Genomic DNA, 26,941 nt, shown 5'->3' on the forward strand with positions numbered 1-26,941 from the left:
CCACCGGGCTTTTTCGTTACTTAGCGTCGTCAGGCAGTGCATACGCGACAATATAGTCGCCCATCTTCGTGCCAAACGAACCGTGACCACCCGCAGAGATGACAACGTACTGCTTGCCATTCACTTCATAGGTCATTGGCGTTGCCTGTCCACCGGCTGGCAGACGGCCTTGCCACAGTTTTTCACCGTTGGTCATGTTGTACGCGCGCAGGTAGTTATCTGCGGTTGCCGCGATAAACAGCACGTTACCGGCGGTGGAGATTGGGCCACCCAGCATTGGCATACCCATATTGAACGGCACTGGAACAGGCATCGGGAACGGCATGCTGTCCTGTGGCGTACCAATACGTTTTTTCCAGACGATCTTATTGGTCTTCAGATCCAGACCGGAGATATAACCCCAGGCAGGCTGTTTACACGGCAGACCGAACGGAGAAAGGAACGGATTCAGGGTCACACCATAAGGAACGCCATACTGCGGCTGGATACCGGCTTCGGTACCGCTGCCTTTCGCATCTTTCGGCTGCTCCATTGGGTTACCCGGACCGCGTGGGATCAGACGGGAAACGAACGGCAGCGCCATTGGGTTAGCGATGGCGACCTGACGGTTAGGGTCAACGGAGATCCCACCCCACTCGAACATCCCCAGGTTACCCGGGAAGACCAGCGTGCCCTGCTCTGAAGGCGGCGTGAAGATGCCTTCATAGCGCAGTTGATGGAACATCACGCGGCACACCAGCTGGTCAAACATGGTGGCACCCCACATGTCTGCACCGCTGAGATCTTTCTTCGGACGGAAGCTCAGGTCAGAGAACGGCTGCGTTTTGGTGACGTAGTCGCCTTTGGCCGCGCCCTGCGGAACCGGTTTTTCTGGCGCAGGAACAACCAGCTTACCGTTGCTGCGATCCAGCACGAAGATGTTGCCGGTTTTGGCCGGGGCGTAAATCACCGGAACGGTTTTACCGTTAACGGTAATGTCCGCCAGCGTCGGCTGGGACGGCATATCCATATCCCACAGATCGTGGTGAACGGTCTGGTAGCTCCATGCCAGTTTACCGGTCGTTGCGTTCAGCGCCACGATGGAGCTGGCGTAACGTTCCTGCTCCGGCGTGCGGTTACCGCCCCAGATATCCGGCGTGGTCACGCCCATCGGCAGGTAAACCAGGTCCAGCTTCGCGTCATACGCTGCCGGTGCCCAGGAGTTCGGTGAGTTAAAGGTAAAGGTGTGTTCATCGGATGGGATCGCGTTAGGATCTTTCGCGCCCGGGTCGAAGGCCCACAGCAGTTTACCGGTGTTCACGTCGAAACCACGGATAACGCCGGAGGTTTCGCGGGTAGAGAAGTTATCCGTTACCGAACCGGCAATCACGATGGTTTTATCAGTGATGATTGGCGGGGAGGTCGGCTCATACAGACCCGGCGTAGTGTCCGGCATGTTGGTCTGAAGATTCAGAATGCCTTTGTTAGCGAAGGTTTCGCACAGCTTACCGGTCTCAGCGTTGATGGCAAACAGGCGGCCATCGTTCACCGGCAGCATAATGCGGCGAGGACAGTCGGCAATGACTTCCGGGCTGGCATTATCTGCGCGCGCTTCGTGGTAAGAGACGCCGCGGCAGGTGATGTGCTGGAACGACGGGTTGGAGTTCAGCTGTGGATCAAAGTGCCATTTCTCTTTACCGGTGGCCGCGTCGAGCGCGAACAGGCGCTGGTGCGCCGTACACAGGTAGAGCATGTTGCCCACTTTAATCGGGGTCACTTCGTTGGTCAGCTCACCCGGATCGTTTGGCATCTTCAGGTCGCCGGTACGGAATACCCAGGCTTCCTTAAGGTTTTTCACGTTGTCCGCGTTGATCTGCTTCAGCGGGGAGTAGCGTTGACCTTCCTGGTTACGACCATAAGCAGGCCAGTCACCGTCCGCCACCTGCGAAATAGCCGCAGCCGGCGTGGATTCCGCGTTCAGCGTGCCATTGATCTCCTGCGGGTCGTTAAAACCGGCCCAGGTCAGGATGCCGCCACTAATCAGCAGAGCAACGACCAGACCGGCCACGGCGCCACTGGAAGGGACAATCAGACGACGCCAGACAAACGGCAGGATCAGCCAGATACCGAAGAAGACCAGAATGTCGCTGCGCGGCGTCAGCGCCCAGAAGTCGAACCCGACTTCCCAGACGCCCCAGATCATGGTTGCGAGCAGTAACGCTGCGTACAACCACAGAGCAGATTGTTTTCTGCGTAAAAGCAGGACGGTTACGCCAACCATAACCAGACCCGCAATCGGGTAGTACCAGGAGCCGCCAATCGCGACCAGCCATACGCCACCGATTAACAAATACAGCGCGCAGAATGCGGCAAACGCGGCTGTTAATGTCACCAGTAGACGCGGCTGTTTAGTTTTTGTTTCAGCCATAGAAAAGTACTCGTCAGTTTTGTTAATTATTTGCTAGCAATTAATTATAGGTATTAACAACTGTGATCGGAATCACAAATATTGCTTTTTATAACTCATACGCCAGGCTTATCCATTTACTGGTATAATGGCTGGCTTGCGTATCGATGCCGGAGCGAGAGTCATCCGCATTGAGAGATTTTCACTAAAATCATTTGGTTAGTAATATGAAACATACTGTTGAAGTGATGATCCCGGAAGCCGAGATCAAAGCGCGTATCGCCGAACTGGGTCGTCAAATCACCGAACATTACAAGGACAGCGGCAGCGAAATGGTGCTGGTCGGTTTGTTGCGTGGCTCTTTCATGTTCATGGCAGACCTGTGCCGTGAAGTGCAGGTGCCGCACGAGGTCGATTTTATGACCGCCTCCAGTTACGGCAGCGGCATGTCCACAACCCGTGATGTGAAAATCCTGAAAGATCTGGATGAAGATATTCGTGGCAAAGATGTGTTGATTGTTGAGGACATCATCGACTCCGGCAACACGCTCTCTAAAGTGCGTGAGATCCTGAGCCTGCGTGAACCAAAATCACTGGCGATTTGTACACTGCTGGATAAGCCTGAGCGCCGTGAAGTGCAGGTGCCGGTGGAGTTCGTTGGTTTCTCCATCCCGGACGAATTCGTGGTGGGTTACGGCATTGATTACGCACAGCGTTATCGCCATCTGCCGTATGTTGGGAAAGTGGTGATTCTGGACGAATAATTGCGGGCTGATGCCCTCACCCCAGCCCTCTCCCACAGGGAGAGGGTGAAAACCCCCGGCTTTGTTATTTATGGTTAACGTGCTTAAGCTTGAGGTTGGCAATTCCCGAGCGGTAACGCTGTTCCAGCGTTTCGCGGTTGGTGGCGGTCACTTCCAGATTGCGCAGTAGGCCGTCGTGAATACCGTACGCCCAGCCGTGGATAGAGACCTTCTGCCCGCGTTTCCAGGCAGACTGCATAATCGTCGAATGGCCCAGGTTATACACCTGCTCCATCACGTTCAGCTCACACAGCGTGTCGAGACGGCGCTCCTGCGGCATTTCGCCCAGCAGTGAGCTATGTTTGAACCAGATATCACGAATGTGCAGCAGCCAGTTATCGATTAACCCCAGCTCTGTATTTTCGACCGCCGCCTGCACGCCGCCGCAGCCGTAGTGGCCGCAGATAATAATGTGCTCGACCTCCAGAACATCAACGGCATACTGAACAACCGAAAGGCAGTTGAGATCGGTATGAATAACCAGGTTAGCCACATTGCGGTGAACAAACAGTTCGCCAGGTTCAAGACCAGTCAGACGTTCGGCGGGGACGCGGCTGTCAGAACATCCAATCCAGAGAAAGCGTGGGTTCTGCGCTTGCGCGAGTTTTCCAAAAAATCCGGGGTCTTCCTCCACCAGCATTTTTGACCATAGTGCATTGTTGCTGATGAGTGTATCTATGTCGTTCATGGAGGTTAGCGACCTGTAACCAAGTGATTGCGTTGCGCTACTATAGGGTAACCCGACTTTTAATGAAACCACACAACGTGTGTCAGAACTTAAGGTAAGTTGAATTCATGGCGATTGCACTGGAGCTTGAACAGCTCAAAAAAACCTACCCGGGGGGCGTCCAGGCGCTGCGCGGGATAGATCTTAAAGTCGAAGCGGGAGATTTCTACGCGCTTCTGGGGCCGAACGGGGCAGGGAAATCCACCACCATCGGGATCATCAGTTCACTGGTCAATAAAACCTCGGGCCGCGTCAGCGTGTTTGGCTACGATCTGCAAAAAGATGTGGTCAACGCCAAGCGCCAGTTGGGGCTGGTGCCGCAGGAGTTCAACTTTAACCCGTTTGAGACGGTACAGCAGATTGTTGTTAACCAGGCGGGTTACTATGGCGTGGAGCGCAAAGAGGCGCTTGAGCGCAGCGAAAAGTACCTGAAACAGCTTGATCTGTGGGAGAAACGTAACGAGCGCGCGCGGATGTTGTCCGGAGGGATGAAGCGCCGCCTGATGATTGCCCGCGCGCTGATGCACGAGCCAAAGCTGCTTATCCTTGATGAGCCGACCGCTGGCGTGGATATTGAACTGCGTCGCTCCATGTGGGGTTTCCTGAAAGATCTGAACGACAAAGGCACCACCATCATTCTGACCACGCACTACCTGGAAGAGGCGGAAATGCTGTGCCGCAATATCGGCATCATTCAGCACGGTGAGCTGGTGGAAAACACCTCGATGAAGAATCTGCTCTCCAAGCTCAAATCAGAGACCTTTATCCTCGATCTGGCGGCGAAAAGCGCGCTGCCGAAACTGGAGGGCTACAACTATCGCCTGGTCGATACCTCGACGCTGGAGGTAGAAGTGCTGCGCGAGCAGGGTATTAACAGCGTGTTCTCACAGTTGAGCGCGCAGGGCATTCAGGTATTAAGCATGCGTAACAAAGCAAACCGACTGGAAGAGCTGTTTGTCTCTCTGGTGCACGACAAACAAGGAGACAAGGCATGACGCATCTTTACTGGGTCGCGCTGAAAAGCATCTGGGCGAAAGAGATTAACCGCTTTATGCGTATCTGGGTGCAAACCCTGGTGCCGCCGGTGATCACCATGACGCTCTACTTCATCATTTTCGGCAACCTTATTGGCTCCCGCATTGGTGAGATGCACGGCTTCACCTATATGCAGTTTATCGTGCCGGGCCTGATCATGATGGCGGTGATCACCAACGCTTATGCGAACGTGGCGTCGTCGTTCTTCAGTGCCAAGTTCCAGCGCAACATTGAAGAGCTGCTGGTGGCGCCGGTGCCAACGCACGTCATCATCGCCGGTTACGTGGGTGGCGGCGTGGCGCGCGGGCTGTGCGTGGGTATTCTGGTAACGGCGATTTCGCTGTTCTTCGTCCCGTTCCAGGTGCATTCGTGGCTGTTCGTGGCGCTCACATTATTGCTGACGGCGATCCTGTTCTCACTGGCTGGCTTGCTGAACGCCGTGTTCGCCAAAACGTTCGATGACATCAGCCTGATCCCGACCTTCGTACTGACGCCGCTGACCTATCTGGGCGGGGTGTTTTACTCCCTGACGCTGCTGCCGCCGTTCTGGCAGGCGCTGTCGCACCTGAACCCGATTGTCTACATGATCAGCGGTTTCCGCTTCGGTTTCCTCGGCATCACCGACGTGCCGCTGTTCACCACCGTCGTCGTGCTGGTGGTGTTTATCGTGGCGTTCTACCTGCTGTGTTGGTATTTGATCCAGCGTGGCCGTGGGCTGCGCAGCTAATCCTCTGCCTTCTGCCCGGCGACGTACCGTCTGCCGGGCGCTTTCTTTGACAGTTATCACCGTAAACTAACCTTCACTTCGGTAAACTACTCGCCTGCTAAGGAGAGACGTTATGCTGGGATGGGTGATCACCTGCCACGATGAAGTGGCGCAGGAAATGCTGCTGAAGCTGGAGGCCCGGTTTGGTCCCCTGGCGCAATGCCGTGCTGTAAATTACTGGCGAGGGTTAAGCACCAACATGCTCAGCCGGATGATGTGCGACGCGCTGCATGAAACCGACACCGGTGATGGCGTGATTTTTCTCACCGACAAATCGGGCGCGGCGCCTTACCGTTCAGCAGCGTTAATGAGCCATAAGCATGAAAATTGTGAAGTGATCTCCGGTATCAGCCTGCCTTTACTCGAAGCGATGTATCCGCTGCGCGCAACGTTGAGCAGCGCTGAGTTTCGCCACGCCATTGTGGCGCAGGGCTCCCCGGGCGTGAGCAGCCTGTGGCACCAGCAGCAGAAGAACCCGCCTTTCGTTCTGCTTCACGATCTGTATAAGCATTAAACATTGGTATTGATGTCGCTTTTGCTACAATGGCGACTGATTTTCCGTATCGATTTATATCCCATGCTCATGCGCGTTATCTTTATCCTTCTGCTGCTGGTTTCCGGTGGTGCGTCTGCCAGCCTGACCAGTCAGCAAGGCCTTCCTGCCCAATATATGCAAACCACCGAAGATGCGGCCATCTGGGCGCAGGTGGGAAATGCCGTTGTAAATGTAGGGAATGTTCGCGGCGGGCAGATCCTCGCTGTCTTTCCGGCCGCGGCGGATTACTATGAATTTCGTTTCGGATTCGGTACGGGGTTTATTGATAAAGACCACCTTGAAAAAGTTCAGGGCAAACAACGCGTTGAGGATAGCCTGGGTGACTTGAACAAGCCGCTCAGTAATCAAAACCTCATTACCTGGAAAGACACGCCGGTGTATAACGCCCCCAGCAGCGGAAGCGCGCCCTTTGGCACCTTAAGCGCCAATCTTCGCTATCCGATTCTGAATAAGCTGAAAGACCGCCTGAACCAGACCTGGTTTCAAATTCGCATCGGTAATCGTCTGGCGTGGATCAGCAGCCTCGATGCACAGGAAGATAACGGGCTACCGGTTCTGACTTACCATCATATTTTGCGTGATGAAGAGAACACCCGTTTTCGACATACCTCCACGACGACCAGCGTACGTGCGTTTAATAATCAGATGGCCTGGTTACGCGATCAAGGCTATACCACGCTGACGATGTACCAGCTTGAAGGGTACGTGCGTAACAAGATGAACCTACCCGCGAAAGCAGTGGTGATCACCTTTGATGATGGTCTCAAATCGGTGAGCCGCTACGCGTACCCTGTTCTGAAAGAATATGGCTTCAACGCGACGGCGTTTATAATTTCATCACGTATCAAAGGCCATCCGCAGAAGTGGGATCCAAAATCGCTACAGTTTATGAGCGTTCAGGAAATCAAGGGCATCCAGGATGTGTTCGACATTCAGTCTCACACCCATTTCCTGCATCGCGTGGATGGCTATAAACACCCCATCCTGTTGAGCCGTAGCTATCACGTGATCCTGTTTGATTTTGAACGATCACGTCGTGCACTGGCGCAGTTCAACCCGCGCGTGTTGTATGTGTCGTATCCGTTTGGCGGCTATGACAATAAAGCGATTAAAGCGGCGAACGATGCGGGGTTTCATCTGGCGGTGACCACGGTGAAAGGGAAGGTGAAGCCGGGGGATAATCCGTTCTTACTGAAACGTCTGTATATTTTAAGAACGGATTCGCTGGAGACCATGTCGCGGCTGATCAGTAATCAGCCGCAGGGGTAGGTTATTCGTACGTGGTCTGAATGGTCACGGTGGTGCCGAAAACACCGACGGTTACCGGATCGCTGCCGATCTTAACCAGTTTGGCCCAAATTGATTTGTCTACAATACTCACGGGATCGCCGTACACTTCACCCACCGCGATGACGTGCTTGCTGCCATTCGCTGGCACAGGATAATTATCGTTCTGGCTATCCAGAATCATAACGCCAACGCCACCTGCCGCAGTCACACCACCTGAACTCTCCACGGTATTGGTAAAATATTTCTTATCTGCGGTGGTGTGCGTGGAGGATAGCGTATAGTAAACGCCGATGGTATTCACGCATGTACCCGTCACATGGAACTCGACTTTGCTGGTATTCCCGCTTTCGACCTCCGCGGGATACCAGTCACCAAGGTTTACCGTTGTGGGCGCACGTAAGGCACAGGTCGGGCGATTTAATGGAATACTGAACGACATCTGAGACATATTCACCAGAGGGCGAGGGTGATCTTCTACTGTCGTTCCATTTGGATTACCGAGGATAATTTGACCGATTGGACCACTGCTTGCGGTCAGGAAGTCTTCGTCGTTGGGAACACCGGTGAATCCGTTTGTCTGCCAGAACTCCATACGAACGTGCCAGGTTTTTCCTTTTACAGCATCTTCGTTATCATGATCGTTACCCGTGAGATAAAACTCATTTGGATTGGGTGGGAACCAGGCCGTAACACCATTGCCATCAGGATAGAATGCCAGCGTGTAAACAATCCCGGGGATGTTTGTACGAAAAGTGGCTTTGCCATCGATCTCCCCCCAAAGCATTGCATTGTTCGTCATCTGGTAAACATTTTCACCATCGTCACCAACTTCGCAACTTGATGTTAATGCTGGGGTTGTTTCCATAATAATAGTGTTACTGATCTGCACGGGTGTCGTTACCGTACCAACAGGCAGAGGTGTAATGACCGGCTGTGTGCCCGGAGACATAATGAGCAGCGTATCATTACTGTTAAATTTACATTCTAACGCGGAATGCGCTGCGCCAGACAGCCCGAACGCCGCTAACGCTAATATAGTAAGATATTTTTTCATCCTAAATCCCTTTATTCATAGCTTACGTTAACCAGAACATTACTCATCACAGCGCCGCTGGTGATAGTTCCAACGTTCTGATAACGCGCGTAAAATCCATAATCCTTTATATAGTTCTCGCTACTTCCACTGACATCGTAAATAACGTTTGATGTCCCGTCGCTGTTCAGGACGTTAGTTTTGAACGCATCTGAAAAAATAACGATACCCACATTTTCAGCCGCACCGGCTGTGGCATCGTTTTTAAAGACCTAGTTGTGATTACTCCAGAAACCATTTTGCGGAGCAAAACTAAATTTCAGTTTGTTAATCGTTGCGCCTTCTGTACTGCTCGCGTAGCAGTCATCTACGTGGATCGTAAAAGGCGTTCCTGCTTCATCATCGGTTGGCGATAGACGATCGCTCTTGTCGCTGTTATAAAACCAGTCTCGTGTCACGGTCGGCAAAGTGATCTCTCCGCCGTTTTCGACGCTTAGCCGACAGGTATTATTAACAATATTTGCTGTCAGGTTTACATCCACACCTGAACCTGCCTGGCATATGCCAGGCAGAGTGCTACCAGCCAGACCGATAAGCAACACAAGACCGGGCTGGTGTAAATTAAACGGTGATTGTTGCATGATGGTACCTGGAATTATTGATAGGTGACGGTAAACGTTACCGGAGCGGTAACCGCACCTGTGCCAACATCACTAATCGACATGCCTTGGCCTATGACAATACGAGAGTTCATCGGGAATTCACCCGCGCCGTCAGTAATGGTGACTTCCTGAGCCGCCGGAGGCGTGTTACAGCTCATCAACAAGCCTGTATCGACAGTGCCGGACCAGATTTCAAAGCCCGTTGCTAAGCCGCCAGAGAAAGAGTCACCATTTTTGGCTATACCACTACATTCTCCGCCAGCGCCTTTCGCGGCAGCGACCGTTGCCTTCGTTACCCCAGAACAGTTAGTGAAGCTTATTTTGAGCGGCTCGACGCGGGTTTTATTCACCAGATCCGATTTGTATACATCGCCAAATGCAATTTCAGTGGATGCAGTACCTGCGCCGTTGAGCACTTTTGCTGTACAGGTGCCTGAAACTACCTTTGTTTGAATCGTCATACTGACACTATCGGTGCCTGTAATTGCAGCGCTTACCACTCCAGAGAAGAGAAGGGTAGAAACGGACAGGGCGATTAAAGTTGATTTAAATTTCATAATATTGCTCCGTTTTCCTGCGCCAATTACTCGTAGCTAAACTCGAAAGTTGCCACGGCCTGGAAATCACCAACTGTCATGCTGTTAGCTTTGGTTTCACGCAATGTGGCTACCAATTGAACTTCTTTATTCTGGATTTCTGTAGGGGTCCAGACCAGGCGCTCCGAATCGTCTTTGGAGTTAATGATAAACGGGGCATCCGGTGTGCTGGCTCTGGCAATTTCAACAGCAGAGTAGTCTGCGCCTCCGGCGGTTTTTAATATTGAGTTAACAAGGCCGGAGAATAAATAACCAGAGCGTGTTCCCGATACTGTGGTTTTCAATGAGGTCAGAGATGCCGGGCACTCAACGATCACGATTTTGAAATTGGCATTTGCGGTGCCAGCTTTGACATCGTCAAGGCGCACCTGACCGCCACCGATTTTCAGCGTTTGCTGAGTATCGGAACCCTCACCACCAACCAGTTTCATATCACAAGTGGTTTCACGGATATTAGCCGTGAAGTTAACATCGAGATTCGTGCCCTCGGCGAGCGCTGCACCTGATAACGCCAGCATCGTCATGGCAACGGCTGACAGGCTATAAAGATTTTTTTTCATACAAACTCTCGTCTATTTTCCCGAATAATTACATCTGGCACACTTGATTGCTGAGTACCGTTGTAAGTCCTGCTTTTTGAGCATGTGATGAGACGTTATAATGCACGTCACACTTACTGTCTTTATCGCTTCCCCAGACAACATGAAGCGTGCCTTCATCTTCAACGCCGCGGACATAGGCTTGCCCCGCCTGCCCTACGGTGCCAATTGATTCATTTTTTTCATTTAAAACATCAGCGCCTAAAGGAATAAATCCGTTATCGGTGCGCTTAAGTTCTAAAATTAATGAACGACCTTCATCGGTTACAAAATCAACCAGCACAACGGAACCACTGCGGGGAACCGTAATTTCACTGGTGTTTTTAATTTCAACATCGTTTTCCAGCGTGCTGATATCAAGGTATACGCGGTTTTCACGGTAGGCAGACATATAAGGCAGAATGCCATAGCCGGAACTGCCTATTTCACTGTTACCAAAGCCGATACCGGCACCTTTCGCGCCACTCGCTTTGACCAGCGCCAGCGCATCGTTGTCACCAATACTCCCTGGCGCAAATGCGATGCCCCCTGAATGCAATACCATGCCACCGCTATAGGAGGCAGAATATTGTTTACTGTTGTCATCGCCAAAAGAGGCAGATAAACCCAGCGGGCCATATTCACTGTTATAGGACCCGTAGCCGCTTATCTGATTCAGGTCACCATAATTACCGCTGTTTGACGAGGCGCTAACGGAATAACTCACCTTATTATCTTGCGTATTTCCACCCGCGGACGTGTTAAAGCTTGTGCCGCCTTTAAGGTCGGAACGTAATCCCATGTTAATGTTCGAGAATCCACCAGAATTCCCTCTATCTTTTGAGAATACACTAAATGGAATGCTCAGGCTTAAATAAACGCTGTCGTCTTTCTTGCCGTTCTGATCATAGGTTCGCTGTAATGACAGGCTGTAGCTGCCATAGGTGAAGCTATTGTTATAACCAATATTATAATTGGAAGTTGAGCCCGTAGCGTTCCAGTAATCCTGCTAGGTGCCGCTTACATACAGGGAGCCATAATTGTCCTCTCCGGATGTTAGCGGTTGGTTAAGACTAATTTGCACCTGATTTTTGGTGCGCTGGTAGTCTGCATATAACGCTTCGTTTGAGTCATAGCTACGGTTTGAGTATTTCTGGTGCTTAATACTGTCCTGAAGTTGCGCCGCATCGTTAAGCGTCAGGTAGTCTTCCGTCGAGAAACGATAAGCCGCAACGTTAAAGGAAGTATTCGTCGACTCAATCATTTTACTGTACGTTAAACGATAACTTTGACCGCTTAATTTATCCAGCCCCTCAATATCTGCATATGATTGCGTAACGTCGAATGCAAACGCACCAACAGGGGTATTCATTGCCACGCCGAGAATACCGGCATAAAAATCCATATCGGTATATTGTGCGCCAATATAACCCGTGAACGTATTATTCAGGCCATAGTAAAGGGTACCGTAACCCACTTTAGGCGCATCAATCAGTGAATCGTCATTTAATTCACCTAAACCGACGTCCCAGCGAGAGGCTCCCGGACGGAGCATCTGAGTAACGGATGAAAAGGGTACGGTAAAGGAGCGTTTGCTGCCGTCCGCTTCTTCAATCGTTACCAGTAAATCATTACCGTAACCTGTGGTACTCAGGTCGTTTATTTCAAACGCGCCTGGTGGCACCGAGGTTTCATAGATCTTATTGCCGCTCTGCGTGACGCTGACCTTCGCGTTACTGTTCGCGACACCCCGGATGACAGGAGCGTAGCCTGTGGACCCCATTGGCAACATGCGATCGTCACTGTACATGCGTGCACCGCGAAGGCTCATAGAGTTAAATGCCTCGCCACGCGTGTAAGAGTCGCCGATGACAAACTGGGCGCTCAACGGTGTAATATCGCGCTGCAAATAGACATCCTGACTGGAATATTTTGTGCCACTATCTTTGTCCCAGTTAAAATTGCCACGCGAGCGCAGACGCCATGGCCCCATATTCAGACCATAGCGTAATCCTACATATGCACTTTCTGATGTACTGCCGTTGTTCTCGCTACGCCACCCGTTCATGTCATAAGAGAGCAGAGCGGCAGGGATCCCATTATCCCACAACGATGGATCGACATAGCCTGCCGGGCGTTTCAGCACATAAATCTGCGGAAAATTAAAATCCATTGCCTGCTTGCCACTGTCATAGCTAACCGTAGCGCCAGGGAAGGATTTTTTAATATCGACGCAGGTTTCATTGTCTTCCGGTCCGTCAGGCAATGTGCTGGTGTCGACACCCGATTGTGACAGCAGCAGTTTTGTTATGCACGGTGTCGCACGAGGTGTTCCGTTATCTTTAAACGTGACCTCCACGGTAGACTTCAGTTTACCGTTCAGGTTGATCTTAGTGCGATAGGTCCCCGGTAAAACCGGGTTGCCATGTGAAAAACGATTAATATCAATACTAGCACTGCCATTTAAAAGAAATTGATCGTTAAACTCGACCTCTTCTTCATTATCAGGCAGATCTTTTGCTGGCGTGATATTTTCTGCGCAAGCATAAAAAGGCAATGCTGCGCTTATCGCAAGACATAAAAGAGAACGTTTAAATAACATGGCACATCCACTTAATCAGTGTAGAGAGAACTCTCTACAGAGTTAATGCTATCAATTATTATGTGTATTAAAGCGTGTTCTATTTAAGTCCAGCTTCGTGATGGTCTGTGCCGCCATAATCATTAATGGTATCAAACTCGACTTTACCATTTACGGCAGAAGCTAAGCCTTTCACCGTCATTGTGGTATCACTAAACGGTGGAACGGCCTTATGATCAACGTCGTATGTTTTTTGACTGGCTTTAATGGTGACCGCTGAAACGGAGACGTTATAGGGTGAGTTATTATGGGCAACAAGCTTAACTGCGTTCCCCTCTTTTTTCTGCGTCCATGTCAAATGCTCAGCGGCTTCACCTGCCGAGCCTTTTAACCCGTCTGGTCGGTAAAAGAATTTAATACGCGTTCTGAATGCCAGCTGAAGCTGGTTAAGATTCTCTTTATCCGCAGCTTTTGATTTTGGCGGAATCTCCAGGACATTGAACCAGAAAAGCGATTCACGATCCTGTGGTAAAGGTATACCTGTGTAGGTAATACGTACGGATTGGCCTTTTTTCGGGTCAATGCGGGATACCGGAGGGGTAATGATAAAAGGAAGCTTCAACTCTTCCGGGTTTACGCCATCACGCCCATCATCAAGCCAGGTTTGAACCAAAAGCGGTTTGGTTCCATGGTTATCGAGATTAACGACGACATCCTTCGATGACTGTGGGTAGATAATACGGGTGCCGGAAATAACAATGTCCGCACTTGCATTCGATGCGGCCAAAAAAGCAGTTGCGAGCAATGCGGCTTTAAAATTTTTAATAAAGATTGAATGAGACATTTTTCCACTTCCTTTTGGAATTACACAAGCAATCCCTCATTTATCATGAAGGATTGCTTAATTTAAAGTTTACGAATCTCTTATTCGTAAATCATGGTGAAGGCAACCTGTGCCTGCACGGTACCAGCAGATACTGGGTTGCTTGTTGCATTCCAGCCCTGACCCTGGGTGTATGCTACGCGGTAGTACAGGTTTCCTGCGCCAGAAGTCGCATCAATAGTTGCTTTCTGAGTGTTGTTGGTCTGGTCAATTTTAATCTGATCGGTAGCTGAGTTACCGTCGTTTGACAGCACCAGGTTAACGTTCTTAGCAGAACCCTGTGCATTGCTTGGTGGCACCAGCAGACCGCCTTCTGTAGAAGAAGAACCCGCCCATGAAGAGAACTGGGCAGACGCTTTCTTCGCAGTCTCGGTATCACAACCGGTCAGAGAAAGGGAGAATTTCTTTTCACCCAAGGTGCTGGTGGTACCCAGTGCGGTTGAAAAATCACGTACAAATACAGTGTCCAGGGTTACGTCAAAATCGTTACCGTTTTGATCGATTTTCTGGTCAAGGGAGACCTGGCAAGTATTGTTAGAAACCATGCCGTGGAAAGTAATAGTCCCGGTGTCAGAATCTGCTGCTACCGCTGAACCCGCAGCCAGAACGCTTGCTAGTGCAATTGACAAACCATATTTTTTAGAAATCATTTCAATATCCATATTCGTTGAGTAAATAATAAGTGCCCGTAAAGCTTTTATTTGAAATTAAATTTCGTGGCGAATTATATTGTTAATCTCAATGAAATGTAGATATTGTGCGTGATTTAAACTAAAAGAATAGTTTAGTAAATTTAAAGTTATTTGTTATCAATATGATGTGTTTGTCTGGTGGAGCGGGAAGAGCTGGATATTAATTCAATAAATGCTTTTTAAAGACCCATTCATTTAATAAATGCACAAGAATGGGTCGTGGGATAAATATTATCAGGCAACCTGCACCGGAATCGCCTTCGCGGTACGTTTCATCTCATTATCGCCTTCAAAGTAGGCCACTTTAGGCTGCCAGCGACGTGCTTCTTCGTCAGACATCATCACAAAGCTGGCAATAATGACGATATCGCCTACGTCCGCGCAGTGCGCTGCTGCCCCATTAACGGAGATGATTTTAGATCCGCGTTCAGCGGCAATCGCGTACGTTGAAAAGCGTTTGCCGTTATTAACGTTCCAGATATCAATAGCTTCGTTTTCGAGAATACCCGCCGCGTCGAGAAAATCCTGGTCAATCGCGCAGGAGCCTTCATAGTGCAGGTCGGCCTGGGTGACTTTCACACGGTGAAGCTTACCTTGTAGCATTTTGCGAATCATTACGTTTACCTTTCACTTCCGGGTAGTAAAACTACGCCAGTTCAACCACTTTGTTATCGATAAGGCGGGCCTGGCCGAGCCATGCCGCCACCAGAATTACCGCACGTTTGCTGGTCTCTGTAAGCGCCAGAAGCGTATCGGCATCCCGAATTTGAACGTCGTCAGCACGAAGACCTTTCTCGTTCAGCGCCTGTTCAGCCAGAGCGATAATTTCTTCTGCGGTTAACTCTTTTGCCAGCAGTTGCTCTGCCATGGTATTCATGACTTTGCTTAAACCCGGCGCAATTTTACGCTGTTCGGCGGTCAGATAGCCGTTACGGGAGCTGAGCGCCAGGCCATCTTTCGCACGCACAATCGGTACGCCGACTATCTCAATGTCGTAGCCCATATCGGCAACCATTTTGCGGATCAGCGCCAGCTGCTGAAAATCTTTCTCGCCAAAACAGGCGATGTCCGGCTGCACCAGGTTAAACAGCTTGCTGACGATGGTAGAAACGCCACGGAAATGGCCCGGGCGGCTGGCGCCCTCCAGCATGGTCGAAATACCCGGCACATCGACGTAGGTCGATTCAGTGGTGCCCTGGGGATATACATCTGCGGGGGCCGGAGCGAAGACGATATCCGCATGACGTTTTTTGAGCTTCTCGCAATCTTCCTGCAAGGTACGTGGGTAGCGCGCCAGATCGTCTTCGCGATCGAACTGCATCGGGTTAACGAAGATACTGACTACCACAATATCTGCACGGGCTCTCGCTTCATCGACCAGCTTCATATGGCCGTCGTGCAGGTTGCCCATGGTTGGAACAAGGGCGATACGTTTACCTTCCTGACGTGCACGGCGGATATGCTGGCGCAGCAGCGGCAGAGTTTCTATGATTAGCACACCTGGACTCCTTAATGGAAACTGTGTTCTTCGCCCGGATAAACGCCGGACTCAACCTCGGCAATATACTGCCGCACAGCAGCACGCATGTCGCCTGCTTCTGTCAGGAAATTTTTTGCAAATTTTGGAATGTGGCCGCCGGTGATCCCGAAGGCGTCGTGCATGACCAGAATCTGGCCATCGGTGACGTTGCCCGCGCCGATGCCGATCACCGGAATCGACAGCGCCTCAGTGATACGCTTAGCCAGCTCAACCGGTACACACTCCAGCACCAGCATCTGTGCGCCCGCGGCTTCCAGCGCCACGGCATCATCAAACAGCGTCTGCGCCGCATCGCCTCGGCCCTGCACCTTATATCCGCCAAAGATGTTGACAGACTGCGGCGTTAGCCCCAAATGACCACAAATCGGCACGGCGCGTTCGGTAAGCATTTTTACCGTATCGACCAACCAGGCGCCGCCTTCGATTTTGACCATATTGGCGCCAGCACGCATCACTGTCGCCGCATTTTCAAAGGCCTGTTCCGGGGTGGCATACGCCATAAACGGCAGATCTGAAAGCAGCAGGCAGGCGGGCGCACCCCGGCGCACGGCGCGGGTATGGTAAGCAATATCCTCGACCGTGACCGGCAGAGTGGAATCATGTCCTTGTACCGTCATCCCTAACGAGTCCCCGACCAGCATGACGTTGATCCCTTCTTCGGCAAACAGTTTTGCGAAGCTGTAGTCATACGCGGTGATAGTTGCGAAGCGTTTTTTTTCCTGTTTGCATTTCTGCAATAAGGAGATGGTGGTTGGTTTCATACTGTTTCCTGATGGCCCAAAAGCGAATCTTTGCGCATTCTAACAGTAACATTTGAGGGAACAATGATTTTAGGCAATCGATTAACCGCAAATAAGGAATGGTTAATCGATGCAGAGACGGGATTACCAGCGGGCCGGTTTATCCGCGTTGAGATTTTGCAGAACGGCTTGCAGCGAGGCGCCGTCAGGGAAGGTGAGATCGGGCGCGACTTCAAACAGCGGCCAGAGCATAAACCCGCGGTTTTTCATGTCGTAATGCGGAACGGTGAGGCGTTCGGTGTTAATCACCTCGTGGCCGAAAAGCATAATATCGAGATCGAGGGTGCGCGGTCCCCAGCGTTCGGCTTTGCGGACGCGACCCTGCTGTAGCTCAATACGCTGGGTATTATCCAGCAGCGTTTCTGCGTCAAGGGTCGTTTCCAGCACCACGGCGGCGTTCAGATAATCAGGCTGATCCTGCGGGCCGAGCGGCGGCGTACGGTAAAATGAGGACAGCGCGACGATGCGGCTTTGCGGGATCTCCCCCAGCGCCTGCACGGCAGCGTTAACCTGCTCCAGCGGAGAGGCCAGATTGCTGCCGATGGCGATATACGCAAGGGTCATGCCGTGCCTTCACGACGCGGTGCGCGTTTGCGCGGGCGACGGTGACGACGGCGCGGTGCCGGCTCATCATCGAGATCCGTAAGCATATCTTTCTGCTCTGGTGGTGCAGAGACCTGAAATTCTCCCCACCACTGCGCCAGGCGCTGTAGCTCCTGGTTTCTTTCGACTTCAGCACGCAGAGAGAGCAAATCGAACGCGGCGCGGAACTTAGGATGCTCCATCAGCTTCCAGGCGCGTTTACCCTGACGGCGGGACATACGCAGCTGAAGCTGCCAGATATCACGCACCAGCGTGGTAATACGTTTCGGGATCGCCAGCGTGCGACAGCCTTCGTCCAGCACGTCGTTTGCCGCCAGCGCGAACGCATCATAATAGGCGAGACCGCTCTCCTGAGTGATGCGCTGCGCCGTTTCCAGCAGCGGATACCAGAACATGGCCGCGAACAGGAACGCCGGATTCACGCGCATATCGTTATGAATACGGGTATCCGTGTTCTTCAGCACCTGTGCAATCATCCTCTCCATTGCGCTGTCACCGTTTTCGGTGAAGTAGCGGGTAATGGTCGGGAACAGCGGCTGGAACAGGTTGTATTCACGCAGCAAATTGTAGGTTTCAAACCCGTAGCCTGCCTGGAGCAGCTTTAACGACTCCTCAAACAGACGGGCAGGGGGGACGTCGTTAATCAGCGTCGCCAGGCGCGGGATCGGCTCTGCGGTTTCCGGACTGATACGCATGTTCAGCTTGGCGGCGAAACGCACGGCGCGCAGCATTCGGACCGGATCTTCGCGATAGCGCGTTTCCGGCGTACCGATCAGGCGAATCAGGCCGTCTTTCAGATCCTGCATACCGCCGACGTAATCGCGCACGGTAAAATCCGCCACGCTGTAGTAAAGGCTGTTGATGGTGAAATCGCGACGCTGAGCATCTTCTTCAATAGAGCCGAAGATGTTGTCGCGCAGCAGCATGCCGTTTTGGCCGCGCTGGGAAGTCGTGCGATCGTTGACGCCCGCTTCGTGGTGACCGCGGAAGGTCGCCACTTCAATAATTTCCGGTCCAAACATCACGTGCGCCAGACGGAAACGGCGGCCAACCAGACGGCAGTTGCGGAATAATTTACGCACCTGCTCAGGCGTGGCGCTGGTCGTCACGTCGAAATCTTTTGGTTTTTTGCCCAGCAGTAAATCGCGCACCCCGCCGCCGACGAGATAGGCCTCGTAGCCTGCTTTATTCAGACGATAGAGCACCTTGAGGGCATTTTCACTGATATCTTTGCGGGAAATATTGTGCTGCTCACGCGGAATGACCGACATGTGTGGCTGTGCAATAGCGTCGTTCGCCATGCTCTCTTCGCGGCTCAGCACTTTACGGCAAAAATTAGCGACTCGGGTAAAAATAGTACACCTCGTAGTGTGTTTTGTTATCAAAAAAGCGGCTAATCATAGCTCAGCGCAACGCATTTGAGAATGCTGGATTTTTGGCACGGCGATAAGCGCCCAGTCAGCAATGGCCGTTTTCAGCAATTCATCCAGACTCAGATCCTGCCATGTCTGCGTTACATTCTGGTTGAGAAATCGCAGCGCGTCGATCAAAACCGGGCGCGGATCGCCGTCAGGCAGCGCCGGGGCATGATTCTGTTTCGACAGCTTATTTCCCTGTTCATTGACCGCCAGCGGCAGATGGATGTAATCCGGCACCGTCCAGCCAAACTGCTGGTAAAGCGATATTTGCCGCACGGTAGGCTCAACCAGATCCGCCCCGCGCACGATTTCCGTAACGCCCTGGAAATGGTCATCGACAACCACCGCCAGGTTATAGGCAAACAAACCATCACGACGGTGAATAATAAAATCTTCACGCGCCAGGCGTTCATCCGCCTGAATGGTTCCTGAGAGAACGTCGGTAAACTGCGTCACCGGAGAACGCTGTATCAGCCGTACGGCAGCATTCTCAGGACCGTTGCGCCGCGTACGACAGTGGCCGTCGTAAACGCCACCCACGCTTTGAATTCGCGCCCGCGTGCAGGTGCAGTTATAGGAAAGGCCCTGTTCAGCAAGCCACGCCAGACGTTCACGGTAGGCATCATGGCGTTGAGACTGCCAGAGTACGTCGCCGTCCCAGTGAAGACCGTAATGTTCCAGCTGACGCAGAATAGTTTCTGCTGCACCGGGAACTTCACGCGGAGGATCGATATCTTCAATGCGGACCAGCCATTGACCCTGACGGGCGCGAGCCTGTAGGTAGCTGCCAAGCGCGGCAATTAATGAGCCGAAGTGTAATTCACCGGAGGGAGATGGCGCAAAGCGCCCGATATAGTGAGATTCAGACATATCTACGGTAACAAGGCGGGAGAGACTCCCGCCTTAGCAGAGTAGTGAGAGGGCAGGCGTTAGCCAGCCATCTGTTTTTCGCGGATTTCTGCCAGCGTTTTACAGTCGATGCACAGATCGGCTGTTGGACGCGCTTCCAGGCGACGAATACCGATTTCAACACCGCAGGATTCGCAGTAGCCAAAATCTTCGTCCTCGACCTTCTTCAGCGTTTTTTCGATCTTTTTGATCAGTTTGCGCTCGCGGTCACGGTTACGCAGTTCGAGGCTGAACTCTTCTTCCTGAGCGGCACGGTCGACCGGGTCCGGGAAGTTAGCAGCTTCGTCCTGCATATGTGTAACGGTGCGATCGACTTCATCCCTGAGTTGATTACGCCATGCTTCAAGAATACGCTTGAAGTGCGACAGCTGGGCTTCGTTCATATACTCTTCGCCCGGCTTCTCTTGATACGGCTCCACCCCAGCGATGGCGAGAATACTCAGGGACGATGTTTTACGGTTTTGCCCTTCTTGCATGTTGCTTCTCCTTAACACGCACTATCGATCCCCGTGTTGGGGGAAAAATCAGGTCGCTATAAATAGCAGATGCTTTTCCGTATGGCAATTATCTAAACGTAACACTTGACAACCCTGTGAGGAAAAGCGTATTTGCGCACGCGGCCAGAACACTTATTAGTCAATCGTCTAATCCCTTATAAGACAATGGGAAGAGAGGATCTCAGAGTCATATTATCGGCAGAAAGTTCCGCTTTATAAGCGAAAATCTCTACCCCCTGCTTTTGTGCCTCATTCAACAATTGCGCGTATTTAGGATCAATATGACGGGCCGGGGAAAACCGTTCAATGGCTGAATGCAGAACCGCAAACAGCAACACGGCGCGCTTGCCCGCCGCCGCTACACTCATTAGCTCTCGCAGATGCTTCTGGCCACGTAGCGTTACCGCATCCGGAAAGAAGCCGTTTTCCTGTTCCGCTAACGTCACTGATTTCACTTCAATATAGCACTCAGGGCGGTCTTCCGCCTGTAACATAAAATCAATTCTGCTGCCTTCATCGCCATATTTCACTTCGCTTTTTTGCGTGCCGTAACCTATCAGTTCAGGAAGCATTCCATTTGTCAGAGCTTCCTTAACCAGCTGATTTGCGCGCAGGGTATTAACGCAAATAAATGCCCCGCTTTGCGTCTCGGTCATTTCCCAGGTATGGGGATATTTGCGTTTAGTATTTTCTGATGTGGAATACCAGACCGTGTCACCCGGCGTGGCGCAACCGGTCATGGCGCCGGTGTTAGGGCAGTGCAGCGTGAGCATTTCGCCCACAGGGGTGATCACATCAGCGAGAAAGCGTTTGTAACGCTGGATCAGCGTGGCGGGCTGGAGTGCAGGACTAAACTTCATCAGGATTCCTTAACGTGTCGCCCAGCGTCCAGCGCTGGAGCGGAGTATAGCGGGTGCGTCCTTGTACAAAGGCAGATTCGTACAGCGCAAATTCATTCACCTGAAAGGACCAGTGAAAGCCCGGTGGCGGGATGGCAACGGCCTGACCCGCATCGCGCAGCAGGGTAATGTGGGGATGAAACGGCTGCGGGCTCTGATAACAGCCGCTGCGCGCGGCCTGCGCCCGCAGCATGTTGGCGAGCTGTAGCAGTCCGCGAGGGGGCTGCCGCGTCCCCAGCCAGACCACCCGAGAGCGCAGCCATTGCCCGGCATCGTCAAGATGCAGCGTAAACCCCGGCTGCGAAATGCGTCCGCCCATTGCGCTTAACGCGCGCTGCTTTTCAGCGCTTACTTCACCAAGAAAGGCTAACGTCAGGTGCATATTGGCGGCGACGACGGGGCGGCCCGCTTCCGCGGGGAAGTGGCTGGCGCGCCAGCGAACAATCTGCCGTTGAAGCGTGGTGGGTAATTCAATGGCGAAGAATAGCCGTTTAGACTCAGACATGCGCAAGACTCGGTAATGATATGCGCCGATGCTACAATGTACGCCGATTAATGTTAACCCTCTGGAGCCGTAAGTGTCCTCTTTGCCCGTCGCCGTCGTCCTTCCTGAGCTACTCGCAGCCTTAGAACATGCGCCACAGGTTTTGCTCAGCGCGCCCACCGGAGCGGGTAAATCCACCTGGCTGCCCCTGCAAATTCTGCGCGATGGGAACATCAGCGGGAAAATTATCCTGCTGGAGCCGCGCAGGCTGGCGGCGCGCAATGTGGCGCAGCGCCTGGCGGAACTGCTGAATGAAAAACCGGGTGAGACGGTAGGGTACCGGATGCGCGCCGAAACCTGCGTTGGACCATCCACGCGGCTGGAAGTGGTCACCGAAGGTATTCTTACCCGTATGTTGCAAAACGATCCGGAGCTGGCCGGCGTCGGGCTGGTGATCCTTGATGAATTTCACGAGCGCAGCCTCCAGGCCGATCTGGCCCTTGCGCTGCTGCTCGACGTTCAGCAGGGGCTGCGCGACGACCTTCGGCTGCTGATTATGTCGGCGACGCTGGATAACGAGCGGCTCCGGCAGACGCTCCCTGACGCGCCGATGATCTCCTCTGAAGGGCGTGCGTTCCCGGTCGAGCGCCGCTATCAGCCGCTGCCTGCCCATCAGCGTTTTGACGAAGCGGTTGCCATCGCCACCGCCGAATTGCTCCGCCAGGAGCCCGGCTCGCTGCTGCTGTTTTTACCCGGCGTAGGCGAAATCCAGCGCGTACAGGAGCAGCTGGCATCCCGGGTGAACAGTGACGTTATGCTGTGCCCGCTCTACGGCGCGCTGCCGTTGGCTGACCAGCGCAAGGCGATCCTTCCCGCACCGGCGGGGCAGCGCAAAGTGGTGCTGGCAACGAATATCGCGGAAACCAGTTTGACCATCGAAGGCATTCGCCTGGTGGTGGACAGTACGCTGGAGAGGGTGGCCAGTTTTGATCCGCGTACCGGGCTGACCAGGCTGCTGACGCAGCGCATCAGCCAGGCCTCAATGGTGCAGCGCGCAGGGCGAGCAGGGCGTCTTGAGCCGGGTATTTGCCTGCATTTAACCAGCGCCGAGCAGGCGGAGCGTGCGGCATTCCAGAGCACGCCTGAGATTTTACAAAGCGATCTCTCCGGACTGGTGATGGATCTGATGCAGTGGGGCTGTCCGGACCCTGACCAGCTCACCTGGCTTAATCCTCCGCCTGTCGTCAACCTTTCCGCCGCGTGCAGTCTGCTGACCCAGCTTGGCGCGCTGGAAGGCGAGCGACTGACGGCGCGCGGCCAGAAAATGGCGGCGCTGGGCAACGATCCACGTCTGGCGGCAATGCTGGTGGCAGCACAGGGCGACGATGAAATTGCCACGGCGGCAAAACTGGCGGCTATTCTTGAGGAGCCGCCGCGCGGTGGCGGCAGCGATCTGGGACAGGCCTTTTCACGCCATCAGGGAAACTGGCAACAGCGGGCGCAGCAGCTGTGTAAACGCCTGAATTGCCGGGGCGGTTCGCCTGACAGCGATAAAGTTATCCCTCTGCTGGCCCAGGCCTTCCCGGACAGAATCGCGCGCCGTCGCGGGCTGGATGGTCGCTATCAGCTGGCAAATGGGATGGGCGCGATGCTGGACAGCGATGACGCCCTGACGCGTCATGAATGGCTGATCGCGCCGCTCTTACTCCAGGGCAGCCACTCCCCGGACGCGCGTATTTTACAGGCGGTTGCCGTGGATATTGACGTCCTGACGCGTGCCTGCCCGCAGCTGCTTCAGCAATCTGACATCGTGGAATGGGATGATACCCAGGGCACGCTGAAGGCGTTCCGTCGTAGCCAGATTGGCAAACTGACGCTCGGGACGAAACCGCTGGCGAAGCCGTCGGAGGAAGAGTTACACCAGGCGATGCTGAATGGCATTCGGGAAAAAGGGCTGAGCGTACTGAACTGGACGCCGGAGGCTGAACAATATCGTATACGTCTGCACTGCGCCGCGAAGTGGCTGCCGGAACAGGGGTGGCCAGCGGTGGATGATGAGACGCTGCTCGCGACGCTTGAACAGTGGCTGTTGCCGCAGATGAGCGGCGTACACTCCCTGCGCGCCCTGAAGGCGCTTGATGTTAAGGCAGCGTTACAGAATTTACTGGACTGGTCGTTACGTCAACGTCTGGATAGTGAACTGCCTGGGCATTACACTGTGCCAACCGGGAGCCGGATTGCCATTCGTTATCATGAGGATAATCCGCCGGCGCTGGCGGTTCGGATGCAGGAGATGTTTGGTGAAGCCACCACGCCGTCCATTGCTGAAGGCCGTGTGCTGTTAGTGCTTGAGCTGCTTTCGCCTGCGCATCGTCCCTTGCAGATTACCCGCGACTTGGGGGCGTTCTGGGCGGGGAGCTATCGTGAAGTGCAGAAAGAGATGAAAGGGCGATATCCCAAACACGTCTGGCCGGACGCTCCGGCGAATACCGCGCCGACACGGCGCACGAAAAAATATTCGTAATGGGGAAAGTGCGGGCTGATGCCCTCACCCCGGCCCTCTCCCACAGGGAGAGGGAGAAACAAACTTTGAGAGATTTCTTCTTTCACTGACCTGTGCAAGATAAGAAAATCTGGCCTTTGCGCCTGAATGTTGCGGAGAAAAAGCATGGCGGGGAATGACCGCGAGCCAATAGGACGTAAGGGAAAGCCGACGCGTCCGGCGAAAGAAAAGGTAAGCCGTCGTCGCCTCAGAGATGAGGAGTATGACGATGACTATGAAGACGATTATGAGGATGAAGAACCGATGCCGCGTAAAGGGAAAGGCAAAGGGCGTAAGCCTCGTGGTAAGCGCGGCTGGTTCTGGCTGCTGCTGAAGCTGTTCATTGTTTTTGTTGTCCTGATCGCGATTTACGGCGTTTATCTGGATCAGAAGATCCGCAGCCGTATTGACGGGAAAGTCTGGCAATTGCCTGCGGCAGTATACGGCCGCATGGTGAACCTTGAGCCGGACATGTCCATCAGCAAGAACGAGATGGTGAAGCTGCTGCAAGCCACGCAGTATCGTCAGGTCACGAAAATGACCCGTCCAGGCGAATTTACCGTCCAGGCGAAGAGTATTGAGATGATCCGCCGTCCGTTCGACTTCCCGGACAGTAAAGAAGGGCAGGTGCGCGCGCGTCTGACCTTTGACGGCGATCGTCTGGAAACCATTGAGAACATGGATAACGATCGCCAGTTCGGTTTCTTCCGTCTCGATCCGCGTCTCATCACCATGCTGTCGTCCGCAAACGGCGAACAGCGGCTGTTCGTGGCGCGTAACGGCTTCCCGGATTTGCTGGTGGATACCCTGCTGGCAACCGAAGATCGCCACTTCTACGAGCACGACGGTATCAGCCTTTACTCCATTGGTCGTGCGGTACTGGCGAACCTGACCGCCGGGCGTACGGTGCAGGGGGCGAGTACCCTGACCCAGCAGCTGGTGAAAAACCTGTTCCTCTCCAGCGAGCGCTCTTACTGGCGTAAAGCCAACGAAGCGTACATGGCCGTGCTGATGGATGCGCGCTACAGCAAGGATCGTATTCTTGAGCTGTACATGAACGAGGTGTACCTCGGTCAGAGCGGCGATAACGAGATCCGCGGCTTCCCGCTGGCGAGCCTGTACTACTTTGGCCGTCCGGTAGAAGAGCTGAGCCTTGACCAGCAGGCGCTGCTGGTGGGCATGGTGAAAGGCGCGTCGATCTACAACCCGTGGCGTAACCCGAAACTGGCGCTGGAGCGTCGTAACCTGGTGCTGCGTCTGCTGCAACAACAGCAGGTGATTGACCAGGAGCTGTACGACATGCTGAGCGCACGTCCGCTGGGCGTTCAGCCGCGCGGTGGGGTGATCTCTCCGCAGCCTGCCTTTATGCAGATGGTGCGTCAGGAGTTGCAGTCGAAGCTCGGAGATAAAGTGAAAGATCTCTCAGGCGTGAAGATCTTTACCACCTTTGATTCCGTGGCGCAGGATGCGGCAGAAAAAGCGGCGGTAGAAGGTATTCCGGCGCTGAAAAAGCAGCGTAAGCTGAGCGATCTGGAAACCGCGATGGTAGTGGTTGACCGTAACACCGGCGAAGTTCGTGCCATGGTGGGCGGTGCTGAGCCACAGTATGCGGGCTATAACCGCGCAATGCAGGCGCGTCGTTCGATTGGTTCACTGGCAAAACCGGCGACTTATCTGACCGCGCTGAGCCAGCCGAACCTCTATCGACTGAACACCTGGATTGCCGATGCGCCAATCTCCCTGCGCCAGCCTAACGGCCAGGTATGGTCACCGCAGAACGATGACAGACAGTTCAGCGGTCAGGTGATGCTGGTGGATGCGTTAACCCGCTCGATGAACGTGCCAACGGTTAACCTCGGGATGGCGCTGGGCCTGCCAGCCATCACCGACACCTGGCAGAAGCTGGGCGTACCGAAAGATCAGCTGCACCCTGTGCCAGCGATGATCCTGGGGGCGCTTAACCTGACGCCAATCGAAGTGGCGCAGGCGTTCCAGACCATCGCCAGCGGCGGTAACCGAGCGCCGCTCTCCGCTCTGCGTTCGGTGATTGCCGAAGATGGCTCCGTGCTGTATCAGAGCTTCCCGCAGGCGGAGCGCGCTGTTCCGGCACAGGCGGCCTATATGACGCTGTGGACCATGCAGCAGGTGGTTCAGCGCGGTACCGGTCGTCAGCTGGGGGCGAAGTATCCTGGTCTGCATCTGGCGGGTAAAACCGGGACCACCAACAACAATGTCGATACCTGGTTCGCCGGTATTGATGGTCGTGAAGTGGTCATCACCTGGGTGGGGCGCGATAACAACCAGCCGACCAAACTGTATGGCGCGAGCGGTGCTATGTCGATTTACCAGCGCTACCTCGCGAATCAGTCTCCGGTGCCGCTGAACCTCGTTGCTCCGGAAGATATCGTCGATATGGGCGTGGACAGCTCGGGTAACTTCATTTGCGGCGGTGGCGTGCGTACGCTGCCGGTCTGGACGACCAACCCGGATGCGCTGTGCCAGCAAAGCCAGCCAGAAGCACCGACAGGTAACCCGTTCGATCAGTCTTCTCAACCTCAGCAGCCGCAGCAGCAACAGCCGCAGCAGCAGGAAGAGAAGAAAGACAGTGACGGCGTCGCCGGCTGGATCAAGGATATGTTCGGCGGGAACTAACCCTACTGA

The 26,941-nt window shown here is 53.4% G+C and carries 23 protein-coding genes and 2 pseudogenes; 7 read left to right on the forward strand and 18 right to left on the reverse strand.

The features are described from left to right. Positions 1-16 precede the first annotated feature (16 nt). The gene (locus O1724_RS04165) at positions 17-2,407 is read right to left on the reverse strand and encodes a glucose/quinate/shikimate family membrane-bound PQQ-dependent dehydrogenase (RefSeq protein WP_003856304.1); all 2,391 of its coding nucleotides are present in this window, start codon (positions 2,405-2,407) and stop codon (positions 17-19) included. Positions 2,408-2,613: 206 nt separating this feature from the next. Between O1724_RS04165 and hpt the strand changes: the two genes are divergently transcribed. Next, a complete protein-coding gene (gene hpt, locus O1724_RS04170) occupies positions 2,614-3,150 on the forward strand; it encodes a hypoxanthine phosphoribosyltransferase (protein ID WP_003856303.1) in 537 nt (178 codons plus the stop codon). Positions 3,151-3,214: 64 nt separating this feature from the next. On the opposite strand, the gene can is transcribed toward hpt, so the two are convergent. Beyond that, the gene (gene can, locus O1724_RS04175; protein ID WP_003856301.1) at positions 3,215-3,877 is read right to left on the reverse strand and encodes a carbonate dehydratase; all 663 of its coding nucleotides are present in this window, start codon (positions 3,875-3,877) and stop codon (positions 3,215-3,217) included. 107 nt (positions 3,878-3,984) lie between these two features. Here can and O1724_RS04180 point away from each other — a divergent pair, with 107 nt between their 5' ends. From O1724_RS04180 to O1724_RS04195, 4 genes are all read left to right on the forward strand, one after another. Then, a complete protein-coding gene (locus O1724_RS04180) occupies positions 3,985-4,911 on the forward strand; it encodes an ABC transporter ATP-binding protein (protein ID WP_003856300.1) in 927 nt (308 codons plus the stop codon). Beyond that, complete coding sequence (locus O1724_RS04185; protein ID WP_003856297.1) at positions 4,908-5,678, forward strand: ABC transporter permease; 771 nt, start codon at positions 4,908-4,910, stop codon at positions 5,676-5,678. Before O1724_RS04180 ends, O1724_RS04185 begins: the two co-directional genes overlap by 4 nt. Positions 5,679-5,790: 112 nt before the next feature. Next, the gene (locus tag O1724_RS04190; protein WP_479983918.1) at positions 5,791-6,231 is read left to right on the forward strand and encodes a PTS sugar transporter subunit IIA; all 441 of its coding nucleotides are present in this window, start codon (positions 5,791-5,793) and stop codon (positions 6,229-6,231) included. 63 nt (positions 6,232-6,294) lie between these two features. Next, positions 6,295-7,542, forward strand: coding sequence for a polysaccharide deacetylase family protein (locus tag O1724_RS04195; RefSeq protein WP_032628042.1), 1,248 nt, complete (start codon positions 6,295-6,297; stop codon positions 7,540-7,542). A 1-nt stretch (position 7,543) separates the two neighbouring features. Here the strand turns inward: O1724_RS04195 and O1724_RS04200 are convergent, their stop codons facing one another. The 16 genes and pseudogenes from O1724_RS04200 to thpR form a co-directional block, all read right to left on the reverse strand. Further along, positions 7,544-8,617 carry a fimbrial protein StkG gene (locus tag O1724_RS04200; RefSeq protein WP_045336089.1) on the reverse strand — a complete coding sequence of 358 codons (1,074 nt, stop codon included), beginning with the start codon at positions 8,615-8,617 and terminating at the stop codon, positions 7,544-7,546. A gap of 11 nt (positions 8,618-8,628) precedes the next feature. Further along, positions 8,629-9,237: pseudogene (locus O1724_RS04205) on the reverse strand (fimbrial-like protein). Between the two features lie 14 nt (positions 9,238-9,251). Beyond that, positions 9,252-9,815: a fimbrial protein gene (locus O1724_RS04210; RefSeq protein WP_126297016.1), complete on the reverse strand. Its 564-nt coding sequence runs from the start codon at positions 9,813-9,815 to the stop codon at positions 9,252-9,254. 26 nt (positions 9,816-9,841) lie between these two features. Continuing rightward, positions 9,842-10,414, reverse strand: coding sequence for a fimbrial protein (locus O1724_RS04215; RefSeq protein ID WP_003856288.1), 573 nt, complete (start codon positions 10,412-10,414; stop codon positions 9,842-9,844). Positions 10,415-10,442: 28 nt separating this feature from the next. Next, a pseudogene (locus O1724_RS04220) lies at positions 10,443-13,034 on the reverse strand (outer membrane usher protein). A 79-nt stretch (positions 13,035-13,113) separates the two neighbouring features. Beyond that, entirely contained in the window at positions 13,114-13,857 is a 744-nt protein-coding gene (locus O1724_RS04225) for a fimbrial chaperone (protein WP_003856286.1), read from the reverse strand. 80 nt (positions 13,858-13,937) lie between these two features. Further along, entirely contained in the window at positions 13,938-14,546 is a 609-nt protein-coding gene (locus O1724_RS04230; protein WP_022650409.1) for a fimbrial protein, read from the reverse strand. Between the two features lie 276 nt (positions 14,547-14,822). Then, positions 14,823-15,203, reverse strand: coding sequence for an aspartate 1-decarboxylase (gene panD, locus O1724_RS04235; protein ID WP_003856284.1), 381 nt, complete (start codon positions 15,201-15,203; stop codon positions 14,823-14,825). A gap of 31 nt (positions 15,204-15,234) precedes the next feature. After that, entirely contained in the window at positions 15,235-16,086 is an 852-nt protein-coding gene (panC, locus tag O1724_RS04240) for a pantoate--beta-alanine ligase (protein WP_003856282.1), read from the reverse strand. An 11-nt stretch (positions 16,087-16,097) separates the two neighbouring features. After that, a complete protein-coding gene (gene panB / locus O1724_RS04245) occupies positions 16,098-16,889 on the reverse strand; it encodes a 3-methyl-2-oxobutanoate hydroxymethyltransferase (RefSeq protein WP_126297015.1) in 792 nt (263 codons plus the stop codon). Positions 16,890-17,012: 123 nt separating this feature from the next. After that, positions 17,013-17,492: a 2-amino-4-hydroxy-6-hydroxymethyldihydropteridine diphosphokinase gene (gene folK / locus O1724_RS04250; RefSeq protein WP_023315424.1), complete on the reverse strand. Its 480-nt coding sequence runs from the start codon at positions 17,490-17,492 to the stop codon at positions 17,013-17,015. Further along, positions 17,489-18,886: a polynucleotide adenylyltransferase PcnB gene (pcnB, locus tag O1724_RS04255; RefSeq protein ID WP_071785222.1), complete on the reverse strand. Its 1,398-nt coding sequence runs from the start codon at positions 18,884-18,886 to the stop codon at positions 17,489-17,491. Before pcnB ends, folK begins: the two co-directional genes overlap by 4 nt. Positions 18,887-18,928: 42 nt before the next feature. After that, positions 18,929-19,819, reverse strand: coding sequence for a tRNA glutamyl-Q(34) synthetase GluQRS (gene gluQRS, locus O1724_RS04260; RefSeq protein WP_126297014.1), 891 nt, complete (start codon positions 19,817-19,819; stop codon positions 18,929-18,931). Between the two features lie 59 nt (positions 19,820-19,878). Next, positions 19,879-20,334 (reverse strand): RNA polymerase-binding protein DksA, encoded by a 456-nt coding sequence (gene dksA / locus O1724_RS04265; protein ID WP_001155232.1) that lies wholly within the window; start codon positions 20,332-20,334, stop codon positions 19,879-19,881. 176 nt (positions 20,335-20,510) lie between these two features. After that, positions 20,511-21,215, reverse strand: a complete 705-nt coding sequence (gene sfsA / locus O1724_RS04270) for a DNA/RNA nuclease SfsA (protein ID WP_126297013.1) — start codon at positions 21,213-21,215, stop codon at positions 20,511-20,513. Continuing rightward, positions 21,205-21,759 (reverse strand): RNA 2',3'-cyclic phosphodiesterase, encoded by a 555-nt coding sequence (gene thpR, locus O1724_RS04275; RefSeq protein ID WP_048241380.1) that lies wholly within the window; start codon positions 21,757-21,759, stop codon positions 21,205-21,207. The genes sfsA and thpR overlap by 11 nt, the downstream gene beginning before the upstream one ends. A 73-nt stretch (positions 21,760-21,832) precedes the next feature. On the opposite strand from thpR, the gene hrpB reads away from it, so the two are divergent. Together hrpB and mrcB are read left to right on the forward strand one after the other, a co-directional pair. Continuing rightward, the gene (gene hrpB / locus O1724_RS04280) at positions 21,833-24,262 is read left to right on the forward strand and encodes an ATP-dependent helicase HrpB (protein WP_479983919.1); all 2,430 of its coding nucleotides are present in this window, start codon (positions 21,833-21,835) and stop codon (positions 24,260-24,262) included. 144 nt (positions 24,263-24,406) lie between these two features. Beyond that, positions 24,407-26,932: a bifunctional glycosyl transferase/transpeptidase gene (mrcB, locus tag O1724_RS04285; RefSeq protein ID WP_126297011.1), complete on the forward strand. Its 2,526-nt coding sequence runs from the start codon at positions 24,407-24,409 to the stop codon at positions 26,930-26,932. Positions 26,933-26,941: the final 9 nt, after the last annotated feature.

Source organism: Enterobacter cloacae complex sp. HYC074_NIDB, from assembly GCF_056673345.1.